The 24,619-nt window shown below is 69.4% G+C and carries 25 protein-coding genes and 1 tRNA gene; 13 read left to right on the top strand and 13 right to left on the bottom strand.

Annotated elements, in window-relative coordinates:
* The coding region (gene rimM / locus AACZ75_RS14840; RefSeq protein WP_339873894.1) for a ribosome maturation factor RimM at positions 1–510 on the top strand (510 nt) is incomplete at its 5' end.
* Positions 511–534: 24 nt separating this feature from the next.
* Here rimM and AACZ75_RS14835 read toward each other — a convergent pair.
* From AACZ75_RS14835 to AACZ75_RS14800, 8 genes are all read right to left on the bottom strand, one after another.
* A complete protein-coding gene (locus tag AACZ75_RS14835; RefSeq protein ID WP_339873893.1) occupies positions 535–711 on the bottom strand; it encodes a YegP family protein in 177 nt (58 codons plus the stop codon).
* Positions 712–927: 216 nt separating this feature from the next.
* Positions 928–1,449, bottom strand: a complete 522-nt coding sequence (locus tag AACZ75_RS14830) for a hypothetical protein (protein ID WP_339873892.1) — start codon at positions 1,447–1,449, stop codon at positions 928–930.
* Positions 1,450–1,519: 70 nt separating this feature from the next.
* Positions 1,520–2,050 (bottom strand): hypothetical protein, encoded by a 531-nt coding sequence (locus tag AACZ75_RS14825; RefSeq protein ID WP_339873890.1) that lies wholly within the window; start codon positions 2,048–2,050, stop codon positions 1,520–1,522.
* Positions 2,051–2,165: 115 nt separating this feature from the next.
* Complete coding sequence (locus tag AACZ75_RS14820) at positions 2,166–2,963, bottom strand: enoyl-ACP reductase (protein ID WP_339873897.1); 798 nt, start codon at positions 2,961–2,963, stop codon at positions 2,166–2,168.
* A gap of 83 nt (positions 2,964–3,046) precedes the next feature.
* Entirely contained in the window at positions 3,047–4,246 is a 1,200-nt protein-coding gene (locus AACZ75_RS14815; protein WP_339873896.1) for a cation:proton antiporter, read from the bottom strand.
* A 112-nt stretch (positions 4,247–4,358) separates the two neighbouring features.
* Positions 4,359–5,588, bottom strand: a complete 1,230-nt coding sequence (fabB, locus tag AACZ75_RS14810) for a beta-ketoacyl-ACP synthase I (RefSeq protein WP_339873888.1) — start codon at positions 5,586–5,588, stop codon at positions 4,359–4,361.
* A 58-nt stretch (positions 5,589–5,646) separates the two neighbouring features.
* Positions 5,647–6,189, bottom strand: coding sequence for a 3-hydroxyacyl-[acyl-carrier-protein] dehydratase FabA (gene fabA / locus AACZ75_RS14805; protein ID WP_339873886.1), 543 nt, complete (start codon positions 6,187–6,189; stop codon positions 5,647–5,649).
* A gap of 88 nt (positions 6,190–6,277) precedes the next feature.
* On the bottom strand, positions 6,278–6,865 hold the full coding sequence (locus AACZ75_RS14800) for an SH3 domain-containing protein (RefSeq protein ID WP_339873884.1): 588 nt from the start codon (positions 6,863–6,865) through the stop codon (positions 6,278–6,280).
* A 74-nt stretch (positions 6,866–6,939) separates the two neighbouring features.
* Between AACZ75_RS14800 and AACZ75_RS14795 the strand changes: the two genes are divergently transcribed.
* Positions 6,940–7,926, top strand: a complete 987-nt coding sequence (locus AACZ75_RS14795; RefSeq protein ID WP_339873882.1) for a D-glycerate dehydrogenase — start codon at positions 6,940–6,942, stop codon at positions 7,924–7,926.
* A 36-nt stretch (positions 7,927–7,962) separates the two neighbouring features.
* Here the strand turns inward: AACZ75_RS14795 and moeB are convergent, their stop codons facing one another.
* Together moeB and AACZ75_RS14785 are read right to left on the bottom strand one after the other, a co-directional pair.
* Positions 7,963–8,712, bottom strand: a complete 750-nt coding sequence (gene moeB, locus AACZ75_RS14790; protein ID WP_339873880.1) for a molybdopterin-synthase adenylyltransferase MoeB — start codon at positions 8,710–8,712, stop codon at positions 7,963–7,965.
* A gap of 39 nt (positions 8,713–8,751) precedes the next feature.
* Positions 8,752–9,141 (bottom strand): BLUF domain-containing protein, encoded by a 390-nt coding sequence (locus AACZ75_RS14785; RefSeq protein ID WP_339873878.1) that lies wholly within the window; start codon positions 9,139–9,141, stop codon positions 8,752–8,754.
* Between the two features lie 141 nt (positions 9,142–9,282).
* Between AACZ75_RS14785 and hslV the strand changes: the two genes are divergently transcribed.
* From hslV to AACZ75_RS14760, 5 genes are all read left to right on the top strand, one after another.
* Positions 9,283–9,855: an ATP-dependent protease subunit HslV gene (hslV, locus tag AACZ75_RS14780; RefSeq protein WP_339873895.1), complete on the top strand. Its 573-nt coding sequence runs from the start codon at positions 9,283–9,285 to the stop codon at positions 9,853–9,855.
* Positions 9,852–11,153 carry an ATP-dependent protease ATPase subunit HslU gene (gene hslU, locus AACZ75_RS14775; RefSeq protein WP_339873877.1) on the top strand — a complete coding sequence of 434 codons (1,302 nt, stop codon included), beginning with the start codon at positions 9,852–9,854 and terminating at the stop codon, positions 11,151–11,153. The genes hslV and hslU overlap by 4 nt, the downstream gene beginning before the upstream one ends.
* A gap of 77 nt (positions 11,154–11,230) precedes the next feature.
* The gene (rlmN, locus tag AACZ75_RS14770; protein ID WP_339873875.1) at positions 11,231–12,415 is read left to right on the top strand and encodes a 23S rRNA (adenine(2503)-C(2))-methyltransferase RlmN; all 1,185 of its coding nucleotides are present in this window, start codon (positions 11,231–11,233) and stop codon (positions 12,413–12,415) included.
* Positions 12,416–12,528: 113 nt separating this feature from the next.
* Entirely contained in the window at positions 12,529–12,972 is a 444-nt protein-coding gene (locus AACZ75_RS14765) for a DUF350 domain-containing protein (protein ID WP_339873874.1), read from the top strand.
* Positions 12,973–12,979: 7 nt separating this feature from the next.
* Positions 12,980–13,810, top strand: coding sequence for a serine protease (locus AACZ75_RS14760; RefSeq protein WP_339873873.1), 831 nt, complete (start codon positions 12,980–12,982; stop codon positions 13,808–13,810).
* Between the two features lie 46 nt (positions 13,811–13,856).
* Here the strand turns inward: AACZ75_RS14760 and AACZ75_RS14755 are convergent, their stop codons facing one another.
* Both AACZ75_RS14755 and AACZ75_RS14750 read right to left on the bottom strand, forming a co-directional pair.
* Entirely contained in the window at positions 13,857–16,721 is a 2,865-nt protein-coding gene (locus AACZ75_RS14755) for a pitrilysin family protein (RefSeq protein ID WP_339873872.1), read from the bottom strand.
* Positions 16,722–16,806: 85 nt separating this feature from the next.
* A complete protein-coding gene (locus AACZ75_RS14750) occupies positions 16,807–17,715 on the bottom strand; it encodes an isoaspartyl peptidase/L-asparaginase (RefSeq protein WP_339873871.1) in 909 nt (302 codons plus the stop codon).
* A gap of 194 nt (positions 17,716–17,909) precedes the next feature.
* Between AACZ75_RS14750 and AACZ75_RS14745 the strand changes: the two genes are divergently transcribed.
* Entirely contained in the window at positions 17,910–18,911 is a 1,002-nt protein-coding gene (locus tag AACZ75_RS14745) for an NADPH:quinone oxidoreductase family protein (protein WP_339873870.1), read from the top strand.
* A 15-nt stretch (positions 18,912–18,926) separates the two neighbouring features.
* On the opposite strand, the gene AACZ75_RS14740 is transcribed toward AACZ75_RS14745, so the two are convergent.
* Positions 18,927–19,325: a YkvA family protein gene (locus tag AACZ75_RS14740; RefSeq protein ID WP_339873868.1), complete on the bottom strand. Its 399-nt coding sequence runs from the start codon at positions 19,323–19,325 to the stop codon at positions 18,927–18,929.
* Between the two features lie 55 nt (positions 19,326–19,380).
* On the opposite strand from AACZ75_RS14740, the gene AACZ75_RS14735 reads away from it, so the two are divergent.
* The 5 genes from AACZ75_RS14735 to lpdA all read left to right on the top strand — a co-directional run bounded on the left by AACZ75_RS14735 (position 19,381) and on the right by lpdA (position 24,597).
* The gene (locus tag AACZ75_RS14735; RefSeq protein WP_339873867.1) at positions 19,381–20,163 is read left to right on the top strand and encodes an SDR family NAD(P)-dependent oxidoreductase; all 783 of its coding nucleotides are present in this window, start codon (positions 19,381–19,383) and stop codon (positions 20,161–20,163) included.
* Positions 20,164–20,378: 215 nt separating this feature from the next.
* A tRNA-Gly gene (locus AACZ75_RS14730) sits at positions 20,379–20,453 on the top strand.
* A gap of 245 nt (positions 20,454–20,698) precedes the next feature.
* Entirely contained in the window at positions 20,699–22,507 is a 1,809-nt protein-coding gene (locus tag AACZ75_RS14725) for a PAS domain-containing protein (RefSeq protein WP_339873865.1), read from the top strand.
* Positions 22,508–22,579: 72 nt separating this feature from the next.
* Positions 22,580–23,047 (top strand): LPXTG cell wall anchor domain-containing protein, encoded by a 468-nt coding sequence (locus AACZ75_RS14720; RefSeq protein ID WP_339873863.1) that lies wholly within the window; start codon positions 22,580–22,582, stop codon positions 23,045–23,047.
* A gap of 143 nt (positions 23,048–23,190) precedes the next feature.
* A complete protein-coding gene (gene lpdA, locus AACZ75_RS14715; protein ID WP_339873862.1) occupies positions 23,191–24,597 on the top strand; it encodes a dihydrolipoyl dehydrogenase in 1,407 nt (468 codons plus the stop codon).
* Positions 24,598–24,619: the final 22 nt, after the last annotated feature.

The following is a 24,619-nucleotide window of genomic DNA, read 5'->3' as shown; positions in this document are numbered from 1 at the left end:
CTCATCCTCGTCGGCCATGTGGCGGGCGGCTTCGGCGTGCGCGGCGAGGTCAAGATCACCGCCTATACGGCCGACCCCCTGGCCCTGACCGCCTACGGCCCGCTGCTGCGGGCTGACGGCAGCCACGCCCTGACCGTGCTGACGGCGCGTCCGACCAGGGACGGTATCGTCGGCCGGGTGAAGGAGGTCGAGACCAAGGAACAGGCCGACGCCCTGCGTAACCTGAAACTCCATGTGCCGCGCGACCGCTTCCCCGAGCCGGAAGAGGACGAGTTCTACCTCGCCGATCTGGTCGGGCTGGAGGCGCGCGATCCCGAAGACGCGGTGCTGGGCACGGTGCGAACGGTGCAGAATTTCGGGGCCGGCGACATGCTGGAGATCACCCCGGCGACCGGCGGCCCGACCTGGTTCGTGCCCTTCACCCGCGACGCCGTGCCGGACCTGCACATCGCCGACGGCTGGCTGCGGGTCGTGCGCCCCGAAGAGGTCGGCGAACGCGAACCGGACTGAGCCGGTCGCGTCGGGCCGGGAGCCCTAGCTGTTGTCTTCGGTCGGGGCTCCGGGGGCGTTCTTCCTGACCGAGTCGATGGCATTCTGGGCCGAGGCTTTCGAGCTGTAGCCCTCGGACGAGAACATGATCTCGGCATTGTATTTGAAGCGCACCCGGAACTCGCCGGCCTTGTCCTTGTAGATCTCGAATTTGTGGGCCACGCGGCGTCTCCTGTCATCGGCCCCGGGTTGGGGCGGCCTCAGGCTGTCACGGCGAGGCGCGCGGGCAAACCGTGAAACACGGGTTTTCCGACACAGGCCCGTGACCGGGGCCGTGATCCGACGCGAATGTTGGGTCCAGGCCGCTTCGCCGACCGCCGGACCGATCATGGAAAAGGCCGTCGCAACGGGCCCTTGTTCCGCCGAAGAGGCTCGGGATCACCAGCACGCCGAAAGTTGAGCGTCGACCAGGTCATAGATCTGTTTCGGCGGGCCGGATCCAAGGGATTCCAGCGTCAACTGAACCGGCGCGTTCCCGGAGTCCCAAGCGGTAACCCACACCAGATGGCTCTGGTGCAGGGCTCCCATCACCGGTGCGGGGGTCGAAAACTGGTCCACCGGGGGCTGGCGCAGTTCGACATGCGGCAGCGCCAGTCGCTCCAGGGCGACGATGACGGAGAACAGCGGCGCGCACGACACGGTTGAGGTCCAGGCGACGACGCGGTCATCTCCGGTCCGGACCTCGCGCCGCGCATGCCAGGCGGATGACCCCGTTCCGGTCCCGTGCGTCGAACGCGTCTCATACAGGCTGATGGCCGTTGAGGCGGCAAACGCCCGGGTCTGGATGATGACCGCCTTCGGCATCGACCGTTCGAAAGGCTCCGCCTGCAGCTGTTGAAGCCAGTCGACCGGGGACGGTCCCGGACTGGTCACCAGAGCCAACACGACGGTCAGGGACATGGTTTCGCCTCCGGGTTCACTGGGGGGCCGAGGGAGTGCAGCCTGCCGGGCGAGGTCAGACCTTGGTTGATCATGACGCCGGTGGTCCGCAGGCCTTGATCACGGCCACCGTATCGGTCAGCCAGAAGGCGTAGGCACCTTGTCCGCCGCGCATTTCCACGTCCATGAACGACCAGTCCGGCGCGTATAGCTGGGTTCTGATCGTCCAATTTTCACCGTGCGGTCGGTACGGCGGCATGGGATGCCCGCGCGCGCCCGGCTGAAGCAGGGCGGGTCCTGGCTTGAGGGCGGGAAGGGTCTGAAAGGCATCAAGTGCCGCGCGGAACTGCGGGCAGTCCGTATCCGTCACCCGCCACGTTTGACCTTCGAAACCCAGTGTCGCCGTCGCATGGTTGAACACACCGGCCTCTGTGGCGATCTCGAGCCGATGACCTCGGGATCCTTGCGCCACCAGACTCCCAAACGGCCAGGGTTCAGAGACCGCAGTCTGCGGGTCCGCGATAATTGCAGGCCTTGTGTTGGCGCAGCCTGCCGACAACAGCAGCAAACCCAGACCCATGCATAACCGGTACATGGCGCGACTACGGACAGGGCTGGGCATCACGGTTCACCTCCGGACCTCATGTCTGTAGGAGACGGCACGATGTCTGAGGACCGGTTGCGCTCCGAGTCAAATTCCCGTTAAGGGGGATTCGAGTATCCGGCGCGACCCGGCCTCAGCCCTCCTCGTCGCCGGCCAGGCCCATCATGTGGAAGCCGGCGTCGACGTGGATGATCTCGCCCGTGGTCGACAGGCCCAGGTCCGAGCACAGCCACAGGGCGCAGCCGGCGACCCCCTCCATCGAGGTGTCCTCCTTCATCGCGCTCATGGCCCGGCCCTGGCTGATCATGCCGCGACCGCCCGAGATGCCGGCCAGCGACAGGGTGCGCATGGCCCCGGCCGAGATGGCGTTGACGCGGATACCTTTCGGTCCCAGGTCGCGGGCGATGTAGCGGGTCGCCGCCTCAAGCGCCGCCTTGGCCACGCCCATGGTGTTGTAGTTGGGGATGGCCCGCTCGGACCCGAGATAGGTCATGGTGATCATCGAGCCGCCGTTGGGCATGATCCGTGCGGCGCGTTTGGCCACGTCGACGAAGCTGAAGGCCGAGATATTCATGGCCAGCAGGAAGCTGTCGCGGCTGGTGTTCTCGACGAAGGAGCCCTTGAGCTCGTCCTTGTTGGCGAAGGCCACGGAGTGGACGACGAAGTCGAGCGTGCCGAATTCCTTTTCCAGCTCGGCGAAGGCGGCGTCCATCGAGGCGTCGTCGGTGACGTCGGCCTGGACCAGCAGTTTCGCGCCGACGCTCTCGGCCAGCGGGCGCACCCGGCGCTCCAGCCCCTCGCCCAGGTAGGTGAAGGCCAGCTCGGCCCCCTGGGCGGCCAGCTGCGAGGCGATGCCCCAGGCGATGGAGTTGCTGTTCGCGACTCCCATGATCAGGCCCTTCTTGCCCTTCATGAGGTCACCCTTGGGCATGTTCCAGCCGCTCTCGCTCGCCATGGTCTGTCTCCTGAACTGTTGGGCCGAGGGTTAGCAGGGGGCCGCGCGCGGGGAAAGCGTCAGCTGATGGTCGTCGGGTCCTCGCGGCCCCGGCGACGCGCCAGCCGCATCAGCATCGGGCTGGCGCTGACGCCGTGGATCAGGATCGAGGCGAGGATGATAAAGCCGACGATGGCCCACAGCCGCTCGCTGTTGCCGAAATCGCCGTGGTTGATGGCATAGGCCACATAGTAGATCGAGCCGATGCCGCGGATGCCGAGGAAGGCCATCAGCAGCCGCTCGCGCCACGGCTGCGGCGATCCCGCCATGGCGATCAGGCCGGCGACCGGTCGCACCACCAGCAGGATGACCAGGCCGATGGCGGCGTCGGTCCAGGTCAGGGCGTCCAGCAGGCCGTTGGCCAGGGCCCCGCCGAACAGCACCAGCAGCAGCATCATCAGCAGCCGTTCGAACTGGTCGGAGAAGTCGTGCATCTCCTTGTGGAAGTCGTTGTCCCGCTCCCAGGCCCGGATGGTCAGGCCGCAGATGAAGACCGCCAGAAAGCCGTAGCCGTGGGCCAGTTCAGCCAGCGCATAGGCGAGGAAGGTGGCGGCCAGGGCCACCAGGCCGTCGCCGAGGCGCGACAGCCCGGCCTTCTGGCTGTGAAAGATCAGAAAGCCGAGGCCGCGTCCCGCCAGATAGCCGACCCCGGCCCCGGCCAGCAGCTTCCAGAGCACCTTGATCGTGAACCAGTCGGTCAGGGCGGCGGTCGAGGCCAGGCCGCCGGCGGCGGCGAGGATGGCCAGGTGCACGAAGGGGAAGGCGAGGGCGTCGTTGAGGCCGGCCTCGGAAGTCAGGCCGAAGCGGACCTCGTCCTCGTCGCCCGAGCGCGGCGGCCCGACCTGGACGTCGGCGGCCAGCACCGGGTCGGTCGGGGCCATGGCGGCGCCCAGCAGCATCGACATGGCCAGGCTGAAGCCCAGGCCCATGAAGCCCAGCCAGGCGGTGGCGACGATGGTCAGGGGCATGGCCACGGCCAGCAGCCGCCAGGTGGAGCCCCAGCTGCGCCAGCCCAGCGGCCGGTCCAGCTTGAGCCCGGCCCCCATCAGGCTGATCAGGACGACCAGCTCGGCCAGCCGTTCGGTCAGGGTGTCCCAGGTGCGCGGGTCGGGATTGAACGACAGCACGCCGGTACTGAACACCACCACCCCGATGCCGACGCAGAGAATGGCAAGCGTCAGCGGCCAGCGCTTGAGCCCGACGGGGGCCCAGGACACCATCAGGATCACGGCCCCGAGGCCGAGCAGGAACAGGACGTAGGGATCGGCGGTCAGGGGGTCACCTCATGCAGGAGACCAGCCTAGCGCGCGAAAGCCGGTTTGGCTCCTGGTCTCAGACCTTGCTGAGGATCAGGGTGCCGTTGGTGCCGCCGAAACCGAAGCTGTTGGACATGACATGGGTCAGGGGCCCGTCGTGGCGCTTGCGCAGGATCGGCATGCCCTCGAACTCGGGATCGAGGGTTTCGATATGGGCACTCTCGGCGGCGAAGTCGTGTTTCATCATCAACAGGCAATAGATCGCCTCCTGGGCCCCGGCCGCGCCGAGCGAATGGCCGGTCAGCGACTTGGTCGAGGAGATCATCGGCATCTGGTCGCCGAAGACGTTGCGGACCGCCCCCATCTCCTTGGAGTCGCCGACCGGGGTCGAGGTGCCGTGCGGGTTGAGGTAGTCGATCTTCGGATTGCCGGCCATGTCGAGCGCCAGCCTCATGCAGCGCTCGGCCCCTTCGCCCGAGGGGGCGACCATGTCATAGCCGTCGGAGTTGGCGGCATAGCCGGTGACCTCGGCATAGATGGTCGCGCCGCGGGCCACGGCCCGCTCATACTCTTCCAGCACCACGATGCCGGCCCCGCCGGCGATGACGAAGCCGTCGCGGGTGACGTCATAGGCGCGCGAGGCCGTCGCCGGGGTGTCGTTGAAGTTGGAGGACATGGCCCCCATCGCGTCGAACATGTTGGACATCGACCAGTCGATGTCCTCGCAGCCGCCGGCGAAGACCACGTCCTGCTTGCCCCAGGCGATCTGCTCGGCCGCCGCGCCGATGCAGTGGGCGCTAGTCGCGCAGGCCGAGCTGATCGAATAGTTGATGCCCTTGAGCTGGAACCAGGTGGCCAGTACCGCCGACGGGCCGGAGGCCATGGCCTTGGGCACGGCGAACGGGCCGATGCGCTTGGGCGAGCCCTTCTCGATGGTGGTGGCGGCGGCCTGCAGGATGACCTGGGTCGAGGGACCGCCCTCGCCGACGATCAGGCCGATGCGCTCGGACTGGATCTCCTCGGCGGTCAGGCCGGAATCCTTCAGCGCCTCCTCGAAGGCGATGTGCCCCCAGGCGGTGCCGTTGGCGAGGAAGCGGGCGGCCCGGCGGTCGACGTGCGGGGCCCAGTCCTCGGCCTTGGCGCCGAGCGACGGCGGGGCCCAGACCTGACTGCGGAAGCCGTGTTCGATGTGATCCGGGGCGGCGACCACCCCCGAACGGGCCTCGCGCAGGGAGGCGGTGACCTCCCCGGCTCCATGACCGATGGAAGAGACGATACCCAGACCGGTGACGACCACACGCCGCATGCTGACTTCCTTACCTAAATCCGTATCCGCGTTGACCGCGAGTGTTGTGCGCCGCGGATCAGTCGCCGGCCGGAGCGTCGGCGACCGGGGTGGCCCCGAACAGGCCGACCCGCATGTCCGATGCAGTATAGATGGGGACGCCGTCGGCTTCGAGCACCCCGTCGGCGATCCCCATCACCAATCTGCGATTGATGACCCGCTTGAGATTGATCTTATAGACCACCTTTTTCACGTCCGGCTGGACCTGGCCGGTGAATTTGACCTCACCGACGCCGAGGGCGCGGCCGCGGCCGGGGCCGCCGATCCAGCCCAGGTAGAAGCCGACCAACTGCCACATGGCGTCGAGGCCGAGACAGCCGGGCATGACCGGGTCGCCGATGAAATGGCACTGGAAGAACCAGAGGTCCGGATGGATGTCGAGTTCGGCCTCCACATAGCCCTTGCCGTGCTCGCCGCCGTCGCCGTTGATCGTCACGATCCGGTCGAACATCAGCATCGGCGGCGCCGGCAGCTGGGCGTTGCCCGGGCCGAACAGTTCGCCGCGGCCCGAGGCCAGCAGGGCCGCATGATCGAACGACGACGGGTATTTCGACTGGGTCACTCGGGCGCTCCGGATGTCTTTCGACCCGCGGCGCGTCGCGCTGCATGAGGCCGGTGTTGCGCCGGGTTACACGAGGCGGGCGGGCGGCTCAACCGGCGGGAAGACGGGCCGGTCCCTGTCCGGCCGGCCGGGCGGCGTCGCACAGGGGGTGGCCCTGGGTGCCGAACACGGCATCGGCGCGCACCCAGCCGCGCAGCTTGCGGGCGCGGATACGGCACCAGCCTGATTCGCAGGCGTCCAGCGGGACGGTGGCCCGGGGCGACAGACGGGCCCGCAGGGGCGAGTCATTCGACTGGCCGGCGTGGACCGGAATCTCGACGGTCGTGGGGTTGAAGACCGTGCGGCGACCGGAGGCGACGGTGCGGTGGATCCAGGCGATCGACCCCTCGGGATCGCAGACCTTGCGCCATTCCCGGGTCTCGGCGATCACCTGGACCGGCAGGCCCGCGGCCCGGTATTCCCACAGGATGCGGTAGTCGAGGCCGGGGCCCTGCCGGGCCCGGACGCGCGAGGACTTGAGGGTCACCCAGCGCGGCACATCGAAACCGGTCGGGGTCGGACGTCCGTCGGGCATGGTGGCCCCGGCGCTGACCATCAGGCCCAGGCCGACGGCGACCGCCCCGAGGGCGAACCGTTTCGACAGGCTTTGGCGGCGGGGGACAGCTTTGCTAGACACCGGTATGAAATCCGTCGCGGGCGGGCGCCCCGGGCGTCGTCGCCCGTCGTCACCCGTCAATCCGAAGGCTCCGAATGTCCGTGCGCAAGCTTAAGGTCGTATTAACCAGACGCCTGCCTGACGCGGTCGAAACGCGGATGCGGGAACTGTTCGACGCCGAGCTGAACCTGACCGACCGGCCGATGGACCGGGCGGCGCTGGAGGCCGCCGTGCAGCGCGCGGACGTGCTGGTGCCGACCATCACCGACGAGATCGACGCGAGCCTGATCGGCGGGGCCGGTGACCAGTTGAAGATGATCGCCAATTTCGGGGCCGGGGTCGATCATATCGATGTCGAGGCGGCGGTCGGGCGCGGCCTGATCGTCACCAATACGCCGGGGGTCCTGACCGAGGACACCGCCGATCTGGCGATGGGTCTGGTCCTGGCGGTGTCGCGCCGTATCGTCGAGGGAGCCCAGGTGGTGGCCGCGGGCGGCTTCGAGGGCTGGACCCCGACCTGGATGACCGGCCGCAAACTGTGGGGCAAGCGGCTGGGCATCGTCGGCATGGGCCGGATCGGTCAGGCCCTGGCGCGGCGGGCCAGGGCCTCCGGCATGCAGGTCCACTACCACAACCGCAAACCGGTTCCGGCGATGATCGCCGAGGAGCTGGGGGCCACCTACTGGGACGACCTCGACCAGATGCTGGCGCGGATGGACCTGATCTCGCTGAACTGCCCGGCGACGAAGGAGACCCGGCATCTGATCTCGGCCGAGCGGCTGGCCAGGCTGCAGCCCCATGTGATCCTGATCAACACCGCGCGCGGCGAGCTGATCGACGAGGCGGCCCTGGCCGAGGCTGTCCGCACCCGGTCCATCGCCGGTGTCGGACTGGACGTGTTCGAACAGGAGCCGGTGATCCATCCGGGTCTGCTGGGTCACGCCAATGTGGTCCTGCTGCCGCATCTGGGCTCGGCCACGATCGAGGCGCGTCAGGACATGGGCGACCGCGTCATCGGCAATATCATGACCTTCCAGAACGGCCACCGGCCGCCGGATCGCGTCATCCCCGCCATGCTCTGAAGGGGCCGGTGCCGCGAGGCGGTCGGCCGGGGTCACTCAGGCGCGGTCGGCACCGCCGCACACCGGACAGGCCGGATCCGCCGGCAGGGTCACGGTCCGCGCCGTTCCGGCCAGGCCGTCGTAGAGCAGCAGGCGGCCGGACAGGGGCGTGCCGGCCCCGGTGATCCATTTGATCGCCTCCAGGGCGGCCATGGTCCCGATGACCCCGGCCAGGGCCCCGACCACGCCCGCGCGGGCGCAGGACTCGGCCTCGGGCGGCACCTCGGGGACGAGGCAGCGATAGCAGGGCCGGCCCTCGAACACCGCGACCTGGCCGCTCCAGCGCCCCAGGGCTCCGGAAACCAGCGGAATGCCGGCGGCGACGCAGGCGGCGTTGACGGCGAAGCGGGTGGCGAAGTCATCGGTGCCGTCGAGCACCAGGTCACAGCCGGCGATCAGGGCCGCGGCATTGGCCGCGGTCAGGCGTTCAGCGACCGGTTCGATATGGACATGGGGGTTGAGGGCGTCGAGGGCCGCCGCCCCGGCCTCGACCTTGGCGCGACCGGTATCGGCCCCGGTGAAGAGAATCTGACGCTGGAGGTTGGACAGGGCGACCGTGTCGTCGTCGATCAGGCGCAGCGTCCCCACGCCCGCCGCGGCCAGGTAGAGGGCGGCCGGCGCGCCGACGCCGCCCACACCGATCAGGGCCACGCGCGCGGCCTTCAGCCGCTGCTGGCCGGGGCCACCCAGTTCGGCCAGCACCAGGTGGCGGGCATAGCGTTCGATTTCGTCGTCAGAGAAGGTCACCCGACCCAGTTAGGGCCAGACGTCGCCAAGGTCACGCGTTCAGGCGGCCAGACTCATCAGCAACATGGATTCGGCCTGCGGGGCGGTGACCAGCGACAGGCAGGGCAGGCCGACGTGGTTCAGCAGGGTGGCGGGGTCGGGACACAGGACCATGGGCATTTCAAGCCGTCGCGCCGGGATCGGGGTGTCGGTCAGAATGCGCAGGCCGGTATGGCGTGGATCGACACTCAGCCGACGCATCAGCCGGTCGACATCGTTCCGCCCGCCCTCGATGACCTGCAGGATATGGCCGTGATGGAACATCATGCAGCTGGTCAGGTGGTCGCGACGGTTGTTGGGTTCGGACACGCCGAGAATCTGGGCGATCGACAGGGTGGACGCCCCGGTCGTCCCGACCGATTCGCTGGCATATATCACGCGATGGAGCACCACGGAGTCCCTTGTAGGTAGAATTACGGGCAATTTTTATCAATATATCGCCGACAGGGGCAAAAATATGTCGCGCGCCACGCGTTGATTTTGCAAACCTTTCCGCTTGTCTGGCGGCCGTCCGGTCGCCATCTGCTGTCGATGACCCAGCCCAATCCGAATTTTCCCGACTGGCACGGCACCACCATCCTGGCCGTGCGCAGGAACGGCCTCACGGCGATCGCCGGTGACGGCCAGGTCTCCATGGGGCCGACCATCGTCAAGGGGGCCGCGCGCAAGGTCCGGACCCTGGCCGAGGGCCGGGTGCTGGCGGGCTTTGCCGGGGCCACCGCCGACGCCTTCACCCTGATCGAGCGGCTGGAGGCCAAGCTGGAACAGTATCCGGACCAGCTGGCCCGGGCCTGCGTCGACCTGGCCAAGGACTGGCGTACGGATCGCTATCTGCGGCGGCTTGAAGCCATGCTGCTGGTGGCCGACGCCAATTCCATCTTCACCGTCACCGGGGTCGGCGATGTGCTGGAGCCCGAGCACGGGGTGGCGGCGGTCGGCTCGGGCGGCAATTTCGCCCTGTCCGCGGCCCGCGCCCTGATCGACCACACCGAACTGGACGCCGAACAGGTGGCCCGCAAGGCCATGGCGATCGCCTCGGAAATCTGTGTCTACACCAACGGCAATCTGACGGTGGAGACGCTGGGCAAGGGGCGCGCCCGATGACCGACCTCTCCCCCCGTGAAATCGTCTCCGAACTGGACCGTTTCATCGTCGGCCAGAACGACGCCAAGCGCGCCGTGGCCGTGGCCCTGCGCAACCGCTGGCGGCGCAAGCGCGTGCCCGAGGACCTGCGCGACGAGGTCACGCCCAAGAACATCCTGATGATCGGCCCGACCGGGGTCGGCAAGACCGAGATCGCCCGGCGGCTGGCGAAACTGGGCGGCTCGCCCTTTCTCAAGGTCGAGGCGACCAAATTCACCGAGGTCGGCTATGTCGGCCGCGACGTCGACCAGATCATGCGCGACCTGGTCGAGAGCGCCCTGGTGATCGTGCGCGACTCGCGCCGGACGGGGGTCAGGGCCCGGGCCGAGGCGGCCGCCGAGGAGCGAATCCTGGACGCCCTGGTCGGGCCGGGCTCGCAGCCGGCGACGCGCGACAGCTTTCGCCGGAAGCTGCGGGCCGGGGAGATGGACGACAAGGAAATCGAGATCGCCCTGGCCGATACCGGCTCGCCGATGCCCGGCTTCGACCTGCCCGGCGGCGGCAACGTCAGCATGATCAATCTCAGCGAAATGCTGGGCAAGATGGGCGGGCCGCGCAGCAAGACGGTCAAGCTGGCCGTGCGCGACGCCGTCGGCCCGCTGGTGGCCGAGGAAAGCGACAACCTGCTGGACCAGGACAGCCTGACCCGGGAAGCGCTGTTGCTGGCCGAGAACGAGGGCATCGTCTTCCTCGACGAGATCGACAAGGTGGCGGCGCGCCAGGGGGCCTCGGGCGGCGACGTGTCGCGCGAGGGCGTCCAGCGCGACCTGCTGCCGCTGATCGAGGGCACCACGGTCTCGACCCGGTACGGGCCGGTGCGCTCGGACCATGTGCTGTTCATCGCCTCGGGGGCCTTCCATGTGGCCAAGCCCAGCGACCTGCTGCCCGAACTGCAGGGGCGACTGCCGATCCGGGTCGAGCTCAAGGCCCTGACGCGCGATGACCTGAAACGGATCCTGATCGAGCCCGAAGCCAATCTGATCCGCCAGAACCAGGCGCTGCTGGCCACCGAAGGGGTGACGCTGGAGTTCACCGACGACGCGATCGAGGCCATGGCCGACGCGGCGGTCGCGGCCAATGGCGCGGTCGAGAACATCGGCGCGCGCCGCCTGCAGACGGTGCTGGAAAAGGTGCTGGAGGAGACCAGTTTCAAGGCCGCCGACCTGTCGGGTCAGACCGTCACCTTCGACGGCAAGGCCGTGAACGATCTGGTCGGCGACCTGGCCAGGAACGCCGATCTGAGCCGCTTCATCCTCTGAGGCGCGGGGGGCGGCCTTAAAACCAGCGTGATCTGTGCTATAAGGCGCGCCTTCCCCGTTTTCGCAGGATCATCGCCTTGAGCGTCACGCTCGATCTGTCGCGTGTCTCCACGCCGGTCACCCCCGCGCCCGTCACCCTGTCCGGGATGACGCGGACGGCCCTGCGCGAGGCCCTGATCGCCGCCGACATCTGCCCGCCGGAAAAGGCCAAGATGCGGGCCACCCAGGTGTGGCGCTGGATCCATTTCTACGGGGTCACCGATTTCGCGGCGATGACCGATATCGGCAAAAACATGCGGGCCAGGCTGGCCGCGGCCTTCACCGTCGCCCGGCCCGAGATCGTCGAGCGCCAGGTGTCGAAGGACGGCACGCGCAAATGGCTGATCCGCACCGCCCCGGGCATCGAGGTCGAGGCCGTCTACATTCCCGACGTCGGCCGGGCCGGGGCCCTGTGCGTCTCGTCCCAGGTCGGCTGCACCCTGAACTGCACCTTCTGCCACACCGGCACCCAGAAGCTGGTGCGCAACCTGACCGCGGCCGAGATCGTGGCCCAGGTCCAGGTCTGCCGCGACGACCTCGAGGAATGGCCGAAATTCGGCGAGGACGTCACCGACCAGGACGAGCGCCGCCTGTCCAACATCGTGTTCATGGGCATGGGCGAGCCGCTCTACAATCTGGACCATGTGGCCGACGCCATCGAGATCATCTCGGACGGCGAGGGCATCGCCCTGTCGCGGCGGCGGATCACCGTCTCGACCTCGGGCGTGGTGCCGCAGCTGGAGCCGTTGGGCACCAACACCCAGGCCATGCTGGCGATCAGCCTGCACGCCACCAATGACGCCCTGCGCGACGTGCTGGTGCCGCTGAACAGGAAATACAATCTCGAAGCGCTGATGGCGGGCATCCGCGCCTATCCGGGCCTGTCCAACGCCCGCCGCGTGACCTTCGAATATGTGATGCTGAAGGGGATCAACGACAGTCCCGATGAGGCCCGGGCGCTGATCAAATTGATCGAGGGCATCCCGGCCAAGATCAATCTGATCCCGTTCAACCCGTGGCCCGGCACCGACTACGAATGCTCGGACTGGAAGACGATCGAGCGGTTCGCGGCCATCATCAACAAGGCCGGCTATGCCAGCCCCATCCGCACCCCGCGTGGTCGCGACATCCTGGCCGCCTGTGGTCAGCTGAAGTCCGAGAGCGAGAAGGTGCGGGCCTCGGCCCTGCGCAAGGCCGCGCCGACGGCGGTCGCGGCCGCCTGAGGCCGGTCCCGAAACGCACCGTCACCTTTCTTGACCGGGTGTGGCCCGGGGGCGCTTGCGGATCGGGGCCCGGATCGGGCAAGGATGTTTTGCTTTCGTTCGCCGGATTTTCCATGGACCCCTCGTCGCTTACCAATGTTCTGTCCAGCCCGGAGGTGCAGGCCTTTGCCAGCGGCTTCCCGGTCATGGTCCTGCATCTCGGCCTGACCCTGGCGCTGCTGGTGCTCGGTGCGGCCGTCTATGCGATGCTGTCGCCCTGGAAAGAGATCGCCCTGATCCGCGACGGCAATTCCGCCGCGGCCGTGGCCTTCGCCGGAATCCTGCTGGGGCTGGCCGTGCCTCTGGCCGTGTCCCTGTCGGTCTCGACCTCGGTGCGCGACATCGCCATCTGGGGGGTGGCGACGGTGGTGCTGCAGCTGTTCGCCTTCCGCGTCGTCGACGCCCTGCTGACCGGGCTGCCGCAGCGCATCCGCGAGGGCGAGGTCTCGGCCGCCGTGCTGCTGGTCGGGGCCAAGCTGGCCACGGCCCTGATCCTGGCAGCGGCCCTGACGGGCTGACGCGCCCATGTATTTTCCTCGCCTGCCCGACTGGGTGATCTACGGAGCGGTCATCGGGGTGCTCGTGGTGGTCTCCCTCGGCCGTCGCGAGAATGCCGACGCCCCGCCCGCGCCGCCGCCGCCGGACGAGATCGAGGACGCCCTGCTGGGACCGCTGACCCCGTTCGATCCCGCGGTGACCGTCGACGCCCCGAATTCGCCGTTTCGCCCGACCGCCGGCACCGCTTTCTCCATCGCCGCCGACGGGCGCTGGGTCACCGCGCGCCATGTGGTCGAGGGCTGTCGCAAGCCCGCCCTGGTGGTCGGGGGTGGCCGCGCCATCGCCGCCGCCGTGCGGCTGGCCCCGTTGGCCGATGTCGCGGTCCTGATCACCGAGGGTGGCCCGCCGGCGGTCCCGGTGGCCCTGAACCGGCCGTTGCGGTCCGGCCAGCGCGCCTTCCATCCCGGTTTCCCGCAGGGTGGGGCCGGTGAGGTCACGACGCGGCTGCTGGGTCGCGAAACCCTCAAGGGCCGGGCACGGGGGCACCGGGAGGAAGAGGTCCTGGCCTGGGCCGAGGTCGGCCGCACGGCCGGGCTGGACGGAACCCTGTCCGGTCTGTCGGGCGCGCCGGTGCTGGACCGGCAGGGGCGGGCGCTGGGCGTGACCGTCGCCGAGGCCCCGCGGCGCGGACGGATCTATACCACGGTGCCGGAAGGCTTCAGTGCCGCCCTGCGCGGCCTGCAGGAGGCCGATGAGCCGCTGCAGGGCGAACCGGTGACGATCGACAACTACGGCCGGGTCGCCGACGCCATGCGGCGGGACCTGCGGGTGGCCCAGGTGGTCTGCCTCGGCGGCTGACGGCCTGCACCCCCGCCCGCCGGGCGGACGGGGGCCGGGTCGGACCCTAGCGCAGGGTCGCGGAATCCAGGTTCAGGTCGCCCAGCGGGATGACCTCGACGCCGGGGTGTTTGGCGCGCAGGGCGTCGATGAAGGTGGCGGCGTCACCGACGATCACCAGGCTGGCCTCATTGACCGGCAGGTGGCGGGCGAAGGCGGCCTCGATCTGCTCCGGCGTGACCGCGCGCACCCGGCCCGCATAGCCGGCCAGTTCGCTCATCGGCAGGTCGTACAGGGCCAGGTTGGCGACCAGACCGCCGAGACCGTCGACCGTTTCCAGCGAACGCCCGAAGCCCCCGATCAGGGTGGCCCGGCGCGGGGCCAGGTCGGCGTCGGTGGCGGGCGTGTTCCCGAGTCTGGCGATCTCGGCCAGGATCAGATCCGAGACCTCGACCGCCGCATCGTTGCGGGTCTGGGCCGAGGCGGTGAAGACGCCGGCGTCCTGACGGGCCCCGAGCGACGACCCGGCCCCGTAGGACAGGCCGCGTTTGATGCGGATCTCCTGGTTGAGCCGCGACGAGAAGCCGCCGCCCAGCAGGGTATTGCCGACCGTCAGGGGGAAATAGTCGGCGTCGGTGCGTGACACGCTGCGGATGGCGGCCACCACGGCGGCCTGACCGGCTCCGGGCTGGTCGACGACGATGACCCGCGGGCTCAGTGCCGTGCCGGCCGGTTGGGCGACGATACCCGCGGCGTCGGCCGGATTGCGCCAGTCCCCGAAGGCCTGCTGGGCCAGCGTCCGCGCCTCGGCCGGCGTGATCTTGCCCGAGAACACCAGGGTCGCGCCCGACGGCCGGTAGTGGGCCCGGTGGAAGGCGGCCACATCGTCGCGATCGATGGCCGGGATGCTGTTGACCGTGCCGCTGGACGGGGCCCCGTAGGGCGCGCCGCCATAGATGACCCGGGCCACGGACTGCGAGGCGATGGTGCCCGGCTGGCTCAGGGCCACGCGCAGGCCGTCCAGCGTCTGGGCCTGCTGCCGTTCCAGTTCGGCCCCGGCGAAGGCCGGATTGCGGACCAGGTCGGCCATCAGGGCGATGGCCTGCGGAAACACGTCGGCCGGAGCATTGGCATAGACGTTGGAGAAGTCGACGCCGGACCCGGCCCCGACGGTGGCCCCCAGCTGTTCGATCTCGGTGGCGATCTCGGGGGCCGACTTGTCGGCGGTGCCCTGGGTCAGCAGGGCGGCGGTCAGGGACGCGACCCCGGCCTTGCCGGCGGGATCCTCGGCCGAACCGGCGTCGAAGCTGAGCCGGGCCGAGACCAGCGGCAGGCCGTCGGTGGCCGCGACCAGCACGCGCAGACCGTTCGACAGACGGAAGTCCGACACCAGGGGCGTGACCGGCGCGACCTCGGTCCCGGGCTCCGGCAGGGACAGCCGCTGGTCCTCCGGCAGCAGGGTCGCCGGCGTGCCGGCCGGGGCCAGCCTCGCCAGGGTCACCGGCGCGTCGACGTTCATGTTCTGGACCGAGGTCGGATGGTCGTCGTCGGCCGACAGATAGCGCATGGTGATGCTGCGGTTCTCCGTCAGATACTGGCGGGCGACGCGCTGCACATCGGCGACGGTGACCGCCTGGATGTCGGCGATCTCGCGGTCGGCCACGCCGGCGTCGCCGGTCATGATCAGGGCATTGCCCAGGGTGGTGGCGCGGTCGTCGATCGACTCGCGGCCGCGCAGGGCGTTGGCGACCAGCTCGTTCTTGGCCTCGGCCAGTTCGGCGGCGGTCACCGGCTCGTCGCGCAGGCGGGCGATCTCGGCCTTCAGCGCCGCGATCCCGGCCTCGGGCGTCTGCCCCTGGGACATGATGGCATAGGCGGTCAGATTGCCGGCCTGCTGGGCGAAGTCGGGGTTTGAGCCGGCCTGGGCGGCGATCTGCTGCTCATAGACCAGCGACCGGTACAGGCGGCTGCTCTCACCGGTGGACAGGATGCCGTCCAGAACCGTCAGGGCGGCGCGGTCGGCATTGCGATAGGCGACGGTCGGCCAGGCCATGACCACGGCGGGAAGGGGCACATTGGGGGCGTAGAAGGTCGCCTCGCGCGGTCCGGCCGGTTCCGGCTCGACCACATTGTTGACCGGCATCGGTGTCGCCGGCCGTTTCAGCGGGGCGAAATACCGGTCGATCCAGGTGTTCATCTCGGCCGGGTCGAAATTGCCCGCGACGATCAGGATGGCGTTGTCGGGACGGTAGTAGGTCTGGTGGAAGCGCAGCACGTCGTCGAGGGTCGCCGCGTCCAGCTCCTCGATCGAGCCGATGCCGGGGCGGCGGTAGGGCGACTCCTGGTAGATGGTCTGGGGCGCGAACAGGCCGAACAGCCGGCCGTAGGGGCTGGCCAGAATGCGCTGGCGGTATTCCTCCTTCACCACGTCGCGCTCGGAATCGAAGGTCGGCTCATCGACGACCAGCGAGCCCATCCGCTCGGCCTCGGCGAACAGCATCCGCTGCAAATGACTGGCGGGAACGACCTCGTAATAGGCGGTCATGTCGTCGGCGGTGAAGGCGTTGTTGAAGCCGCCGACGTCCTCGGTCAGCCGGTCGAAGGTCTCGGGCGGCAGGTTGCGCGTGGCCTTGAACATCAGGTGTTCGAACAGGTGGGCGAAGCCGGAACGGCCGGCCGGATCGTCCTTGGAGCCGACCCGGTACCAGACCTGGACGGTGACGTTGGAGGTGTTGGGGTCCCGTGCCGAATAGACCTCCAGCCCGTTGGCCAGGGCCCGCCGGGTGAAGCCCAGCGGCGGCACCTCGATCCCGGCCGGGGCCGTGGCGGCGACGGCCGTGGCGGGAGCCGGGGCGGCGGACTCGAAGGCCCAGGCCGGGCCGGACGACAGCAGGGCGACCACGGCGGCGGTGGTGATCAGACGAAGTTTCATGCGCGAGGCTCCCGGACGGCCCCGGCCGGGGCTTTTCGCGACCCTATCAGGGCCGCGCCCGCACGCACGTTACGGAGCTGTAATGTCAGGCCCTGGCCTGGTCGAACACCTCGACACCGATCTCGCCGTCGGTGGTCAGCCAGGCGCGTTTCATGCCCTGGCTGTTGAACGGATGGGCGATGCGACCGTCGCGGTCGAGCGCGATCAGACCGCCGTCGCCGCCCATGCTTCCAATCTCGGCGATCACGGCGCGGGTGGCCTCGTCCAGGGTGGCCCCGGCCGCCACCCGCCAGCTGACCTGGGCACAGGCGACGGTGCGGATGAAATATTCGCCCTGGCCGGTGCCCGAGACGGCGACGTGACCGTCAGCCCAGCTCCCGGCCCCGGGGATGGGGGTGTCGCCGACCCGGCCCGGCATCTTGCCGAACACGCCGGCGGTCGAGGTGGCGGCGGCCAGGCGTCCGGCGGAGTCGAGCACGCAACAACCGACCGTGCCGTGCGACAGGGCCCCGGCCAGCACGTCGGGCGAGGTGCCCGGCGGGTGATTGTCCTCGCCCTTGCCGGCGTGGGTGAACCAGGCCGCCTCGTCCCCGATCAGCTCCAGGCCCTGGTCGTGGGCGAACAGGGCCGCCCCCTCGCCCGCCAGCATCACATGCGGGGTGCGGTCCATCACCGCCCGGGCGGCGCGAACCGGGTTGCGAAAGCCCTGCAGGGCGGCGACGGCCCCGGCCTTGCGCGTGGCACCGTCCATCAGGCTGGCGTCCAGCTCATAGGCCCCGGCCAGGTTGGGCGAGGCCCCGCGCCCGGCGACATAGAGGCCGGAGTCCTCGAGCATCACCGTGGCCTCGACGGCGATGTCGAGCGCGCTGGCCCCGGCTTCAAGCCGGATCTTCATCGCCTCGACCACCGCGCGCATGTTGTCGACCTCGCGATCGTAGTCGCGCTCGGGCCGGGCACCGGCTCCGCCGTGCAGAATGAGGGCATGTCGGGTCATGGCTGGCTCTTCCCTGGGGCGGCGGCGACCGCTAGCGTTCTGTCGTGCGCCGTCGCCGGACGGTTTGTGTTCGACCTGTCCATGCGCGTGATCCGGCGGCGCGCGCAAGTTTCAGACCCCTCCCGTGACGCCGAATTCCGGCGGTTTCGGGTCCCCGGTCGCCCCAGACCCACCCTCCGTTCAGGAATCCCGACATGCGTGCAGTGCTCTCCAAGACCCCCGGCGGCCCCGAGACCCTGGTCGTCGAGGAGGTTCTGGATCCGCGGCCGATGAAGGGCGAGGTGGTCATCGAGGTGAAGGCGGTGGGGATCAATTTTCCCGACACCCTGATCATCGAGGACCGCTACCAGTTCAGGCCGGCGCGGCCGTTCTCGCCCGGGGCCGAGGTGGCCGGCGTGGTCGAGGCCGTCGGCGAGGGGGTCAAGGGCGTGCGCAAGGGCGACCGGGTCATCGCCGTCCCCGGCTGGGGCGGACTGGTCGAACGTCTGGCCGTGCGCGCGGACTCGGTCATTCCCATCCCCGACGGCATGGATTTCGAGACCGCCGCGGCCCTGATCATGACCTATGGCACCAGCTATTATGCGCTGAAGGACCGGGCCCTGCTGCAGCCGGGCGAGACCCTGCTGGTGCTGGGCGCGGCCGGCGGCGTCGGCGCGGCGGCGGTGGAACTGGGCAAGGCGATGGGGGCCCGGGTGGTGGCCGCCGCCTCGACCAATGACAAGGTCGAGTTCGCCCTGGAACTGGGGGCCGACAACGGCCTGATCTATCCGTCCGGCAAGCTGGATCGCGAAGCCCAGAAGCAGCTGTCGGGCGAGCTCAAACTGGCCACGGGTCGCGACGGGGCCGATGTCGTCTATGACGCGGTCGGCGGCGACTATGCCGAGCCGGCGCTGCGGGCCATGGACTGGAACGGCCGCTATCTGGTGGTCGGCTTCCCGGCCGGAATTCCGTCGCTGCCGCTGAACCTGACCCTGCTGAAGTCGGTGTCGGTGGTCGGGGTCTTCTGGGGCGCGGCGGTGATGCGCGATCCGGCCGCCCATGCCGCCAACATGGCCGATCTGATGAAAATGTGGGGCGAGGGCAAGATCCGGCCGCGGATCAGCCGCACCTTCCCGCTGGAACAGGCCCATCTGGCCATCCAGGCGCTCGGCGACCGCAGCGCCATGGGCAAGATCGTGGTGACGGTGGAGTCCTGAGCCGGGCGACCGGCCTCAGTCGGCCTTGAGCCGGTCCAGCGCCTCGGCCGCCGCGTCGCGGTGCCGGCGTTTGATGTTGGCCCCCAGCATGGCGATCATGGCGGTGATGACGGCGGCGTCGTCGGTGAAGCCGATGCCGGCGAACACGTCGGGAATGGCGTCGATCGGCATGACGAAATAGGCCAGCGCGCCCAGCATCAGGCCCTTGGCCGCCGGCGGAGTCTCCGGGTCCCGGGCCGCGTACCAGACGCTGAGGGCCTGGTCGGCGAAGGGGATGCGGGCGGCGGTGCGCCGGATCTTGGGCCAGAAGCCGCGGGCGACCCGCGCCTCATTGACGCGCTGCACCGACGGAATCAGGGCGTGGGCCGGATCCAGCACGGTGTCCGGGTCGGCGGGTTTGGCATTGTCGGTCATGGCGGCTAAAGCCCCGCGATACGCATTCGTTCATTCCAATATAGGGGCTCCGGCCATGAAACTCGACAGTTCGATCGCGGCCGTGGTGACCGGCGGGGCCTCCGGTCTGGGCGAAGGTACCGCGCGCGCCATCGCCGCCACGGGCGCGAAGGTGGCCCTGTTCGATCTCAACGAGGAAAAAGGCGAGGCGATCGCCCAGGAGATCGGTGGCGTCTTCTGCAAGGTCGACGTCACCTCGGACGAGGACGTCGCCGCCGCCTTTGCGAAGGCCCGTGCCGCCCATGGCCAGGAGCGTCTGACCGTGAACTGTGCCGGGATCGCCATCGGCCAGAAGACCGTCTCGCGCAAACGCGACACCGGCGAGATCCGCGCCCACGACATGGCGGCGTTCGAGCGGACCGTGCGCATCAACCTGTTCGGCACCTTCCGGGTGCTGAGCCAGTCGGCGGCCGGCATGATGACGCTGGAGCCCATGGTCGACGGCGAGCGCGGCCTGGTGGTCAACACCGCCTCGGTCGCCGCCCAGGACGGCCAGATCGGCCAGGCGGCCTATGCGGCCTCCAAGGGCGGTGTCTACGCCATGACCCTGCCGGTCGCCCGCGACCTGGCCCAGGAAGGTATCCGGGTGAACACCATCCTGCCCGGCATCATGTGGACGCCGATGATGGCCGGCATGGACCAGAAGGTTCAGGACGCCCTGGCCGCCGCCATCCCCTTTCCCAGCCGGCTGGGCACCCCCGCCGACTATGCGTCGCTGGTGCTGGAACTGGTGCGCAATGTCTACATCAACGGCGAATGCATCCGACTGGACGGGGCGATCCGGCTGGCCCCGCGCTGATCACCCGGGCCATCGGCTCCCTTTTGGGCGCTATGGTCGCGACGCGGTCGCTCCCGACATGAGCGCCGCGTCGCCCGTGGACCGCCAGGAGCCGAGACGATGAAGCCATCGGATCGCGGCGAAACGCATAAAGGGGCTTGCGAGGGGGCGGGGGTGTCCGCTATACGCCCGCCTCTCGACGAGACGGATCGCCCGTGCAGGGCCCGTCGCGGAGTGCGGGCGTAGCTCAGTGGTAGAGCACAACCTTGCCAAGGTTGGGGTCGAGAGTTCGAATCTCTTCGCCCGCTCCAGTCGAGACCTTCCTGTTCGGGCGCGGGCACCCGCGCGGCGATCGCGCGCCAGCGTCGCGACCCGCCCCGACCGGTTGTCCCGATTGATTTTTTCGGGACCAGTCAGCGCCTTCGACGCCTGATCCCGACGCCGGTCGTGGCCGCGACGGCGACTCGCTTCACCGGGGTGCCACAATCCTGCGGTTCGCCTCTTGCAAGGTGTCGCGGACGAGGCGCGCAGGGCGCCACTTTGGGACGGATCGCGCATGTTCATGGAAGGTGAGGTGAACTGGGTTCTGCTGTTGGGCGGCACATGTGCCGTGCTGGCCGCAATCACCCTGGTCTCCCTCTGGTTCGCCCTGACCCACCGCGTGCGGCACGTCAGCACCAGTGACCAGCTGGACATGGTCCAGAAGGTCGCCGACGCCGCCGACCGGCGGTTGATGGAAACCTTGAACGCCATCCCCGTTGCCCTGGTCGAGACCGACCGGGCCGGCAAATTCGTCTTTGCCAACCGGGCCGCCCATCAGCTGCTGGGGCGGCGCGACGCCGAACTGATCGGCCTGCGCTTTCATTCCGCCACCTGGGGCATCACCTATCCGGACGGCCGTCCGGTGCCGCCGGACCTGCTGCCCAGTGCCCGGGCCCTGCGTGGCCAGACGGTCAAGGGTTTCCAGCACCTGATGGCCAACCCCGCGACCCGTCGCAAGATGCTGGTGTCGGTCACGGCCATGCCGATCGAGGACGCGCGCGGCGACGTGACCGGCTCGATCGCCGCCATCGTCGAGACCGAAAGCCTGACCCAGCCGGAGCCGGCTCCGGTCGAGATGATCGAGGTGCCGGTCGCGCCGACGGATCCGCTGACCCGGCGGGTGTTCGAGGCCGCTTCCAGCGCCCTGGTGGTGATCGACGCCGACGGCCGCATCCGCGAAGCCAACCGGACGGCCCTCGGCGTGGTCGACGCGGCGGACGCGCTGACCGGGCGACCCTTTGTCGACGTCTTCCTGGAGGCGGACGAACGGTCGGCCGCGCGCGATCTGTTGCAGGCGGCGCTGACGCCCGGCACCGAGGTCAACGACTCCATCCTGTCCGGAGCGGGCACGGATCACCCGATCCGCTGGTCCCTGCTGCCGCTGGTCGACGCGGCCGGGGTGCCGGATGCCGTGCTGCTGGCCGGTGAGCGGGCCGATACCAGCGACACGACGGACGCCGGGGCGGCGGCGGCCGAAGCCGCGGCCGCGGCCGCGATGGTCGAGATCGTCACCGCCGAAGCCGCCGACCGCGAGGCCGCCCTGGTCGCCCAGGCCGCGGCCGCCCGCCAGGAGGCCGAACAGGCACGGGCCGAGGCCGAGACCGCCCGCGCCGCGGCCGTGAAGGCCGAAGCGGACGCCCGGGCCGAGCTGGAAGGCGGGCGGCGCATGGAGAGCGTCGGCCGGCTGACCGGCGGCGTGGCGCACGATTTCAACGCCCTGCTCGGTGTGATGACCGGTGCCCTGGACATGATGCTGCGCCAGGCCGACGACCCGGGCCGGATCCGGCGACTGGGCCAGGCGGCGCTGGCGGCCGGCCGCAAGGGCGAGTTGCTGACGCGGCGGCTGACCGCCTTCTCCCAGGGCGACGATTCGCCGGTCCTGCAGGTTCTGGACGCCGGCGTGCTGCTGCGCGGCCTCGAGGGCAAGCTGCGTGACGAGGCCGGGCCGGGCATCGACCTGATGATCGAGGGGCCCTCGGAAGCGGTCCAGGTCCGGCTCGATCCGGTCGCCTTCGACGGCGCGGTCCGGGCCCTGCTGGCCAATGCGATCGAGGCGGTGGGCGGCCAGGGCTCGGTGGCGGTGCGGCTGGAGGCCCTGATGGAGGGGGGCGTCCGGTTGAGTGTGCGGGATTCCGGTCCCGGCATGGACGCCGAACTGGCGGCCCGCGCGGTCGAACCCTTCTTTACCACCAAGGACGGGGCCGCCGGTCTGGGTCTGTCCCAGGCCTATGCCTTCGCGCGTCAGTCGGGCGGCATTCTGTCGATCGACAGCCGGCCCGGTGACGGTGCCGAGGTCGCCATCACCCTGCCCGCCGCCCCCTGACGTCCAGGGGGCCGGCTCTGGCCTCGATCCCGAAACAGTGGTTAGCCTTGTCCCGAAACGGGAGGTTCAACCATGAAACTGCTGCGCTTCATCCTCGTGCTCGTCGTCCTCGCCTACGCCGGCTGGCTGGTTTGGCCGATCGTGTCCCCCTTCCTCGAAGGTGCCTCGCCCGGCGCCGCCTCGATGCGGGCCGGGGCAGAGGCTGGATCCCAAGGCCTGCCCACGGCGGTCCTGTGGATCGCGGCGGCGGTCCTGTATCTGGTCGCGGCCCTGATGCTGGGGTCCGGCAACCCCAAGGCGGCGATCGCCTATTTCCTCGGCTTCATCGCTGACGCCGCCCTGCGCCTGGCGCTCGACGGTGGGCGCGCGGGGGGCGAGATCGCCGCCCGGTCGGCCGAGGCCGTGGGACCGGCGACCTCCGGTCTCGGGATCGATCCGACCTGGCTGGTCCTGGGGGCCCTGCTGGTGCTGGGCGGGCTCATCGTCGTGGTCAGCCGTCGCCGGCGGCGGCACCGGACACCGGGCCAGCTGACGATCTGAGCCGGACGCCGGAGCTTTTGCGCGGCGCAACCCTGTTTGATCGCTGCGGGCGCACCTATATCGGTGGCGACGGTTGACGCCGACAGGGCGGACGCTAGTTTCCGCGCGCTCCCCCCGCGCCCGCACGAGACCCAGAGGATTTCATGGCTGAAGCCCCTTCGTATGACGTCATCATCATCGGTGGCGGACCGGGTGGCTACAATGCCGCGATCCGCGCCGGCCAGCTGGGGATGACCGCCGCCTGTATCGAGATGCGCGACACGCTGGGCGGGACCTGCCTCAACGTCGGCTGCATGCCCTCCAAGGCCCTGCTCCACGCCTCGGAGATGTACGAGGCCGCCGGTTCCGAATTCGCCACCCTGGGTATCGAGGTCAGTCCGAAGCTGAACCTGGTCCAGATGATGAAACAGAAGGCCGAAAGCGTGGAGGCCCTGACCAAGGGCATCGAATTCCTGTTCAAGAAGAACAAGGTCGACTGGGTTCGCGGTCGCGGGCGCATCACCGGGCCGGGCCGGGTCGAGGTCACCGCCGCCGACGGCAAGACCTCCACCCTGTCGGGCAAGAACATCGTCATCGCCACCGGCTCGGAGCCGACCCCGCTGCCGGGCGTCGCCTTCGAGGCGGGCAAGGTCATCGATTCGACCGGCGGCCTGTCGCTGTCGGCGGTGCCGAAACACCTGATCGTCATCGGGGCCGGCATCATCGGCCTGGAGCTGGGGTCGGTGTGGCGTCGCCTCGGGGCCCAGGTCACGGTGGTCGAATATCTGCCGCGCATCAGCCCCGGCATGGACAGCGACCTGGCCAAGGCCTTCCAGCGCGTCCTGACCAAACAGGGCATGACCTTCAAGCTGGGGTCGAAAGTCACCGCCGCCAAGTCGGGCAAGGACGGGGTCGAGCTGACCGTCGAGCCGGCCGCCGGCGGGGCCGCCGAGACGCTGAAGGGCGACGTCGTCCTGGTCGCCATCGGCCGCCGTCCGTACACGGAAGGCCTGGGTCTCGAGACGGTCGGCATCGCACCCGACAAGCGCGGTGTGATCGGCAATGACCATTTCCGCACCGGCAAGGACGGGGTCTGGGTCATCGGCGACGTCACCACCGGTCCGATGCTGGCGCACAAGGCCGAGGAGGACGCGGTCGCGGTCATCGAACTGATCGCCGGCAAGGCCGGGCACGTCGACTACAATCTGGTGCCGAGCGTGGTCTACACCTATCCGGAAGTGGCCTGGGTCGGCCAGAGCGAGGACCAGCTGAAGGCCGACGGCGTCGCCTACAAGGTCGGCAAATTCCCGTTCAGCGCCAACAGCCGCGCCAAGATCAACCACGAGACCGAAGGCTATGCCAAGGTGCTGGCTGACGCGACCACGGACCGGATCCTGGGGGTGCATATCCTCGGGCCCCAGGCCGGCGAGATGATCGGCGAAGCCTGTATCGCCATGGCCTTCGGCGGGGCGTCGGAAGACATCGCCCGGACCAGCCACGCCCATCCGACCCGGTCCGAAGCGGTCAAACAGGCGGCCATGGGCGTCGAGAACTGGACCATGCAGGCCTGATCGGCGGCGCCGGGACCCCGTC

Origin of the sequence: uncultured Brevundimonas sp. (assembly GCF_963975535.1) — a bacterium.
Lineage (GTDB): Bacteria > Pseudomonadota > Alphaproteobacteria > Caulobacterales > Caulobacteraceae > Brevundimonas.
Note: the sequence above shows the minus strand (reverse complement) of the source record. Positions and strands in the feature narration are given on the sequence as shown.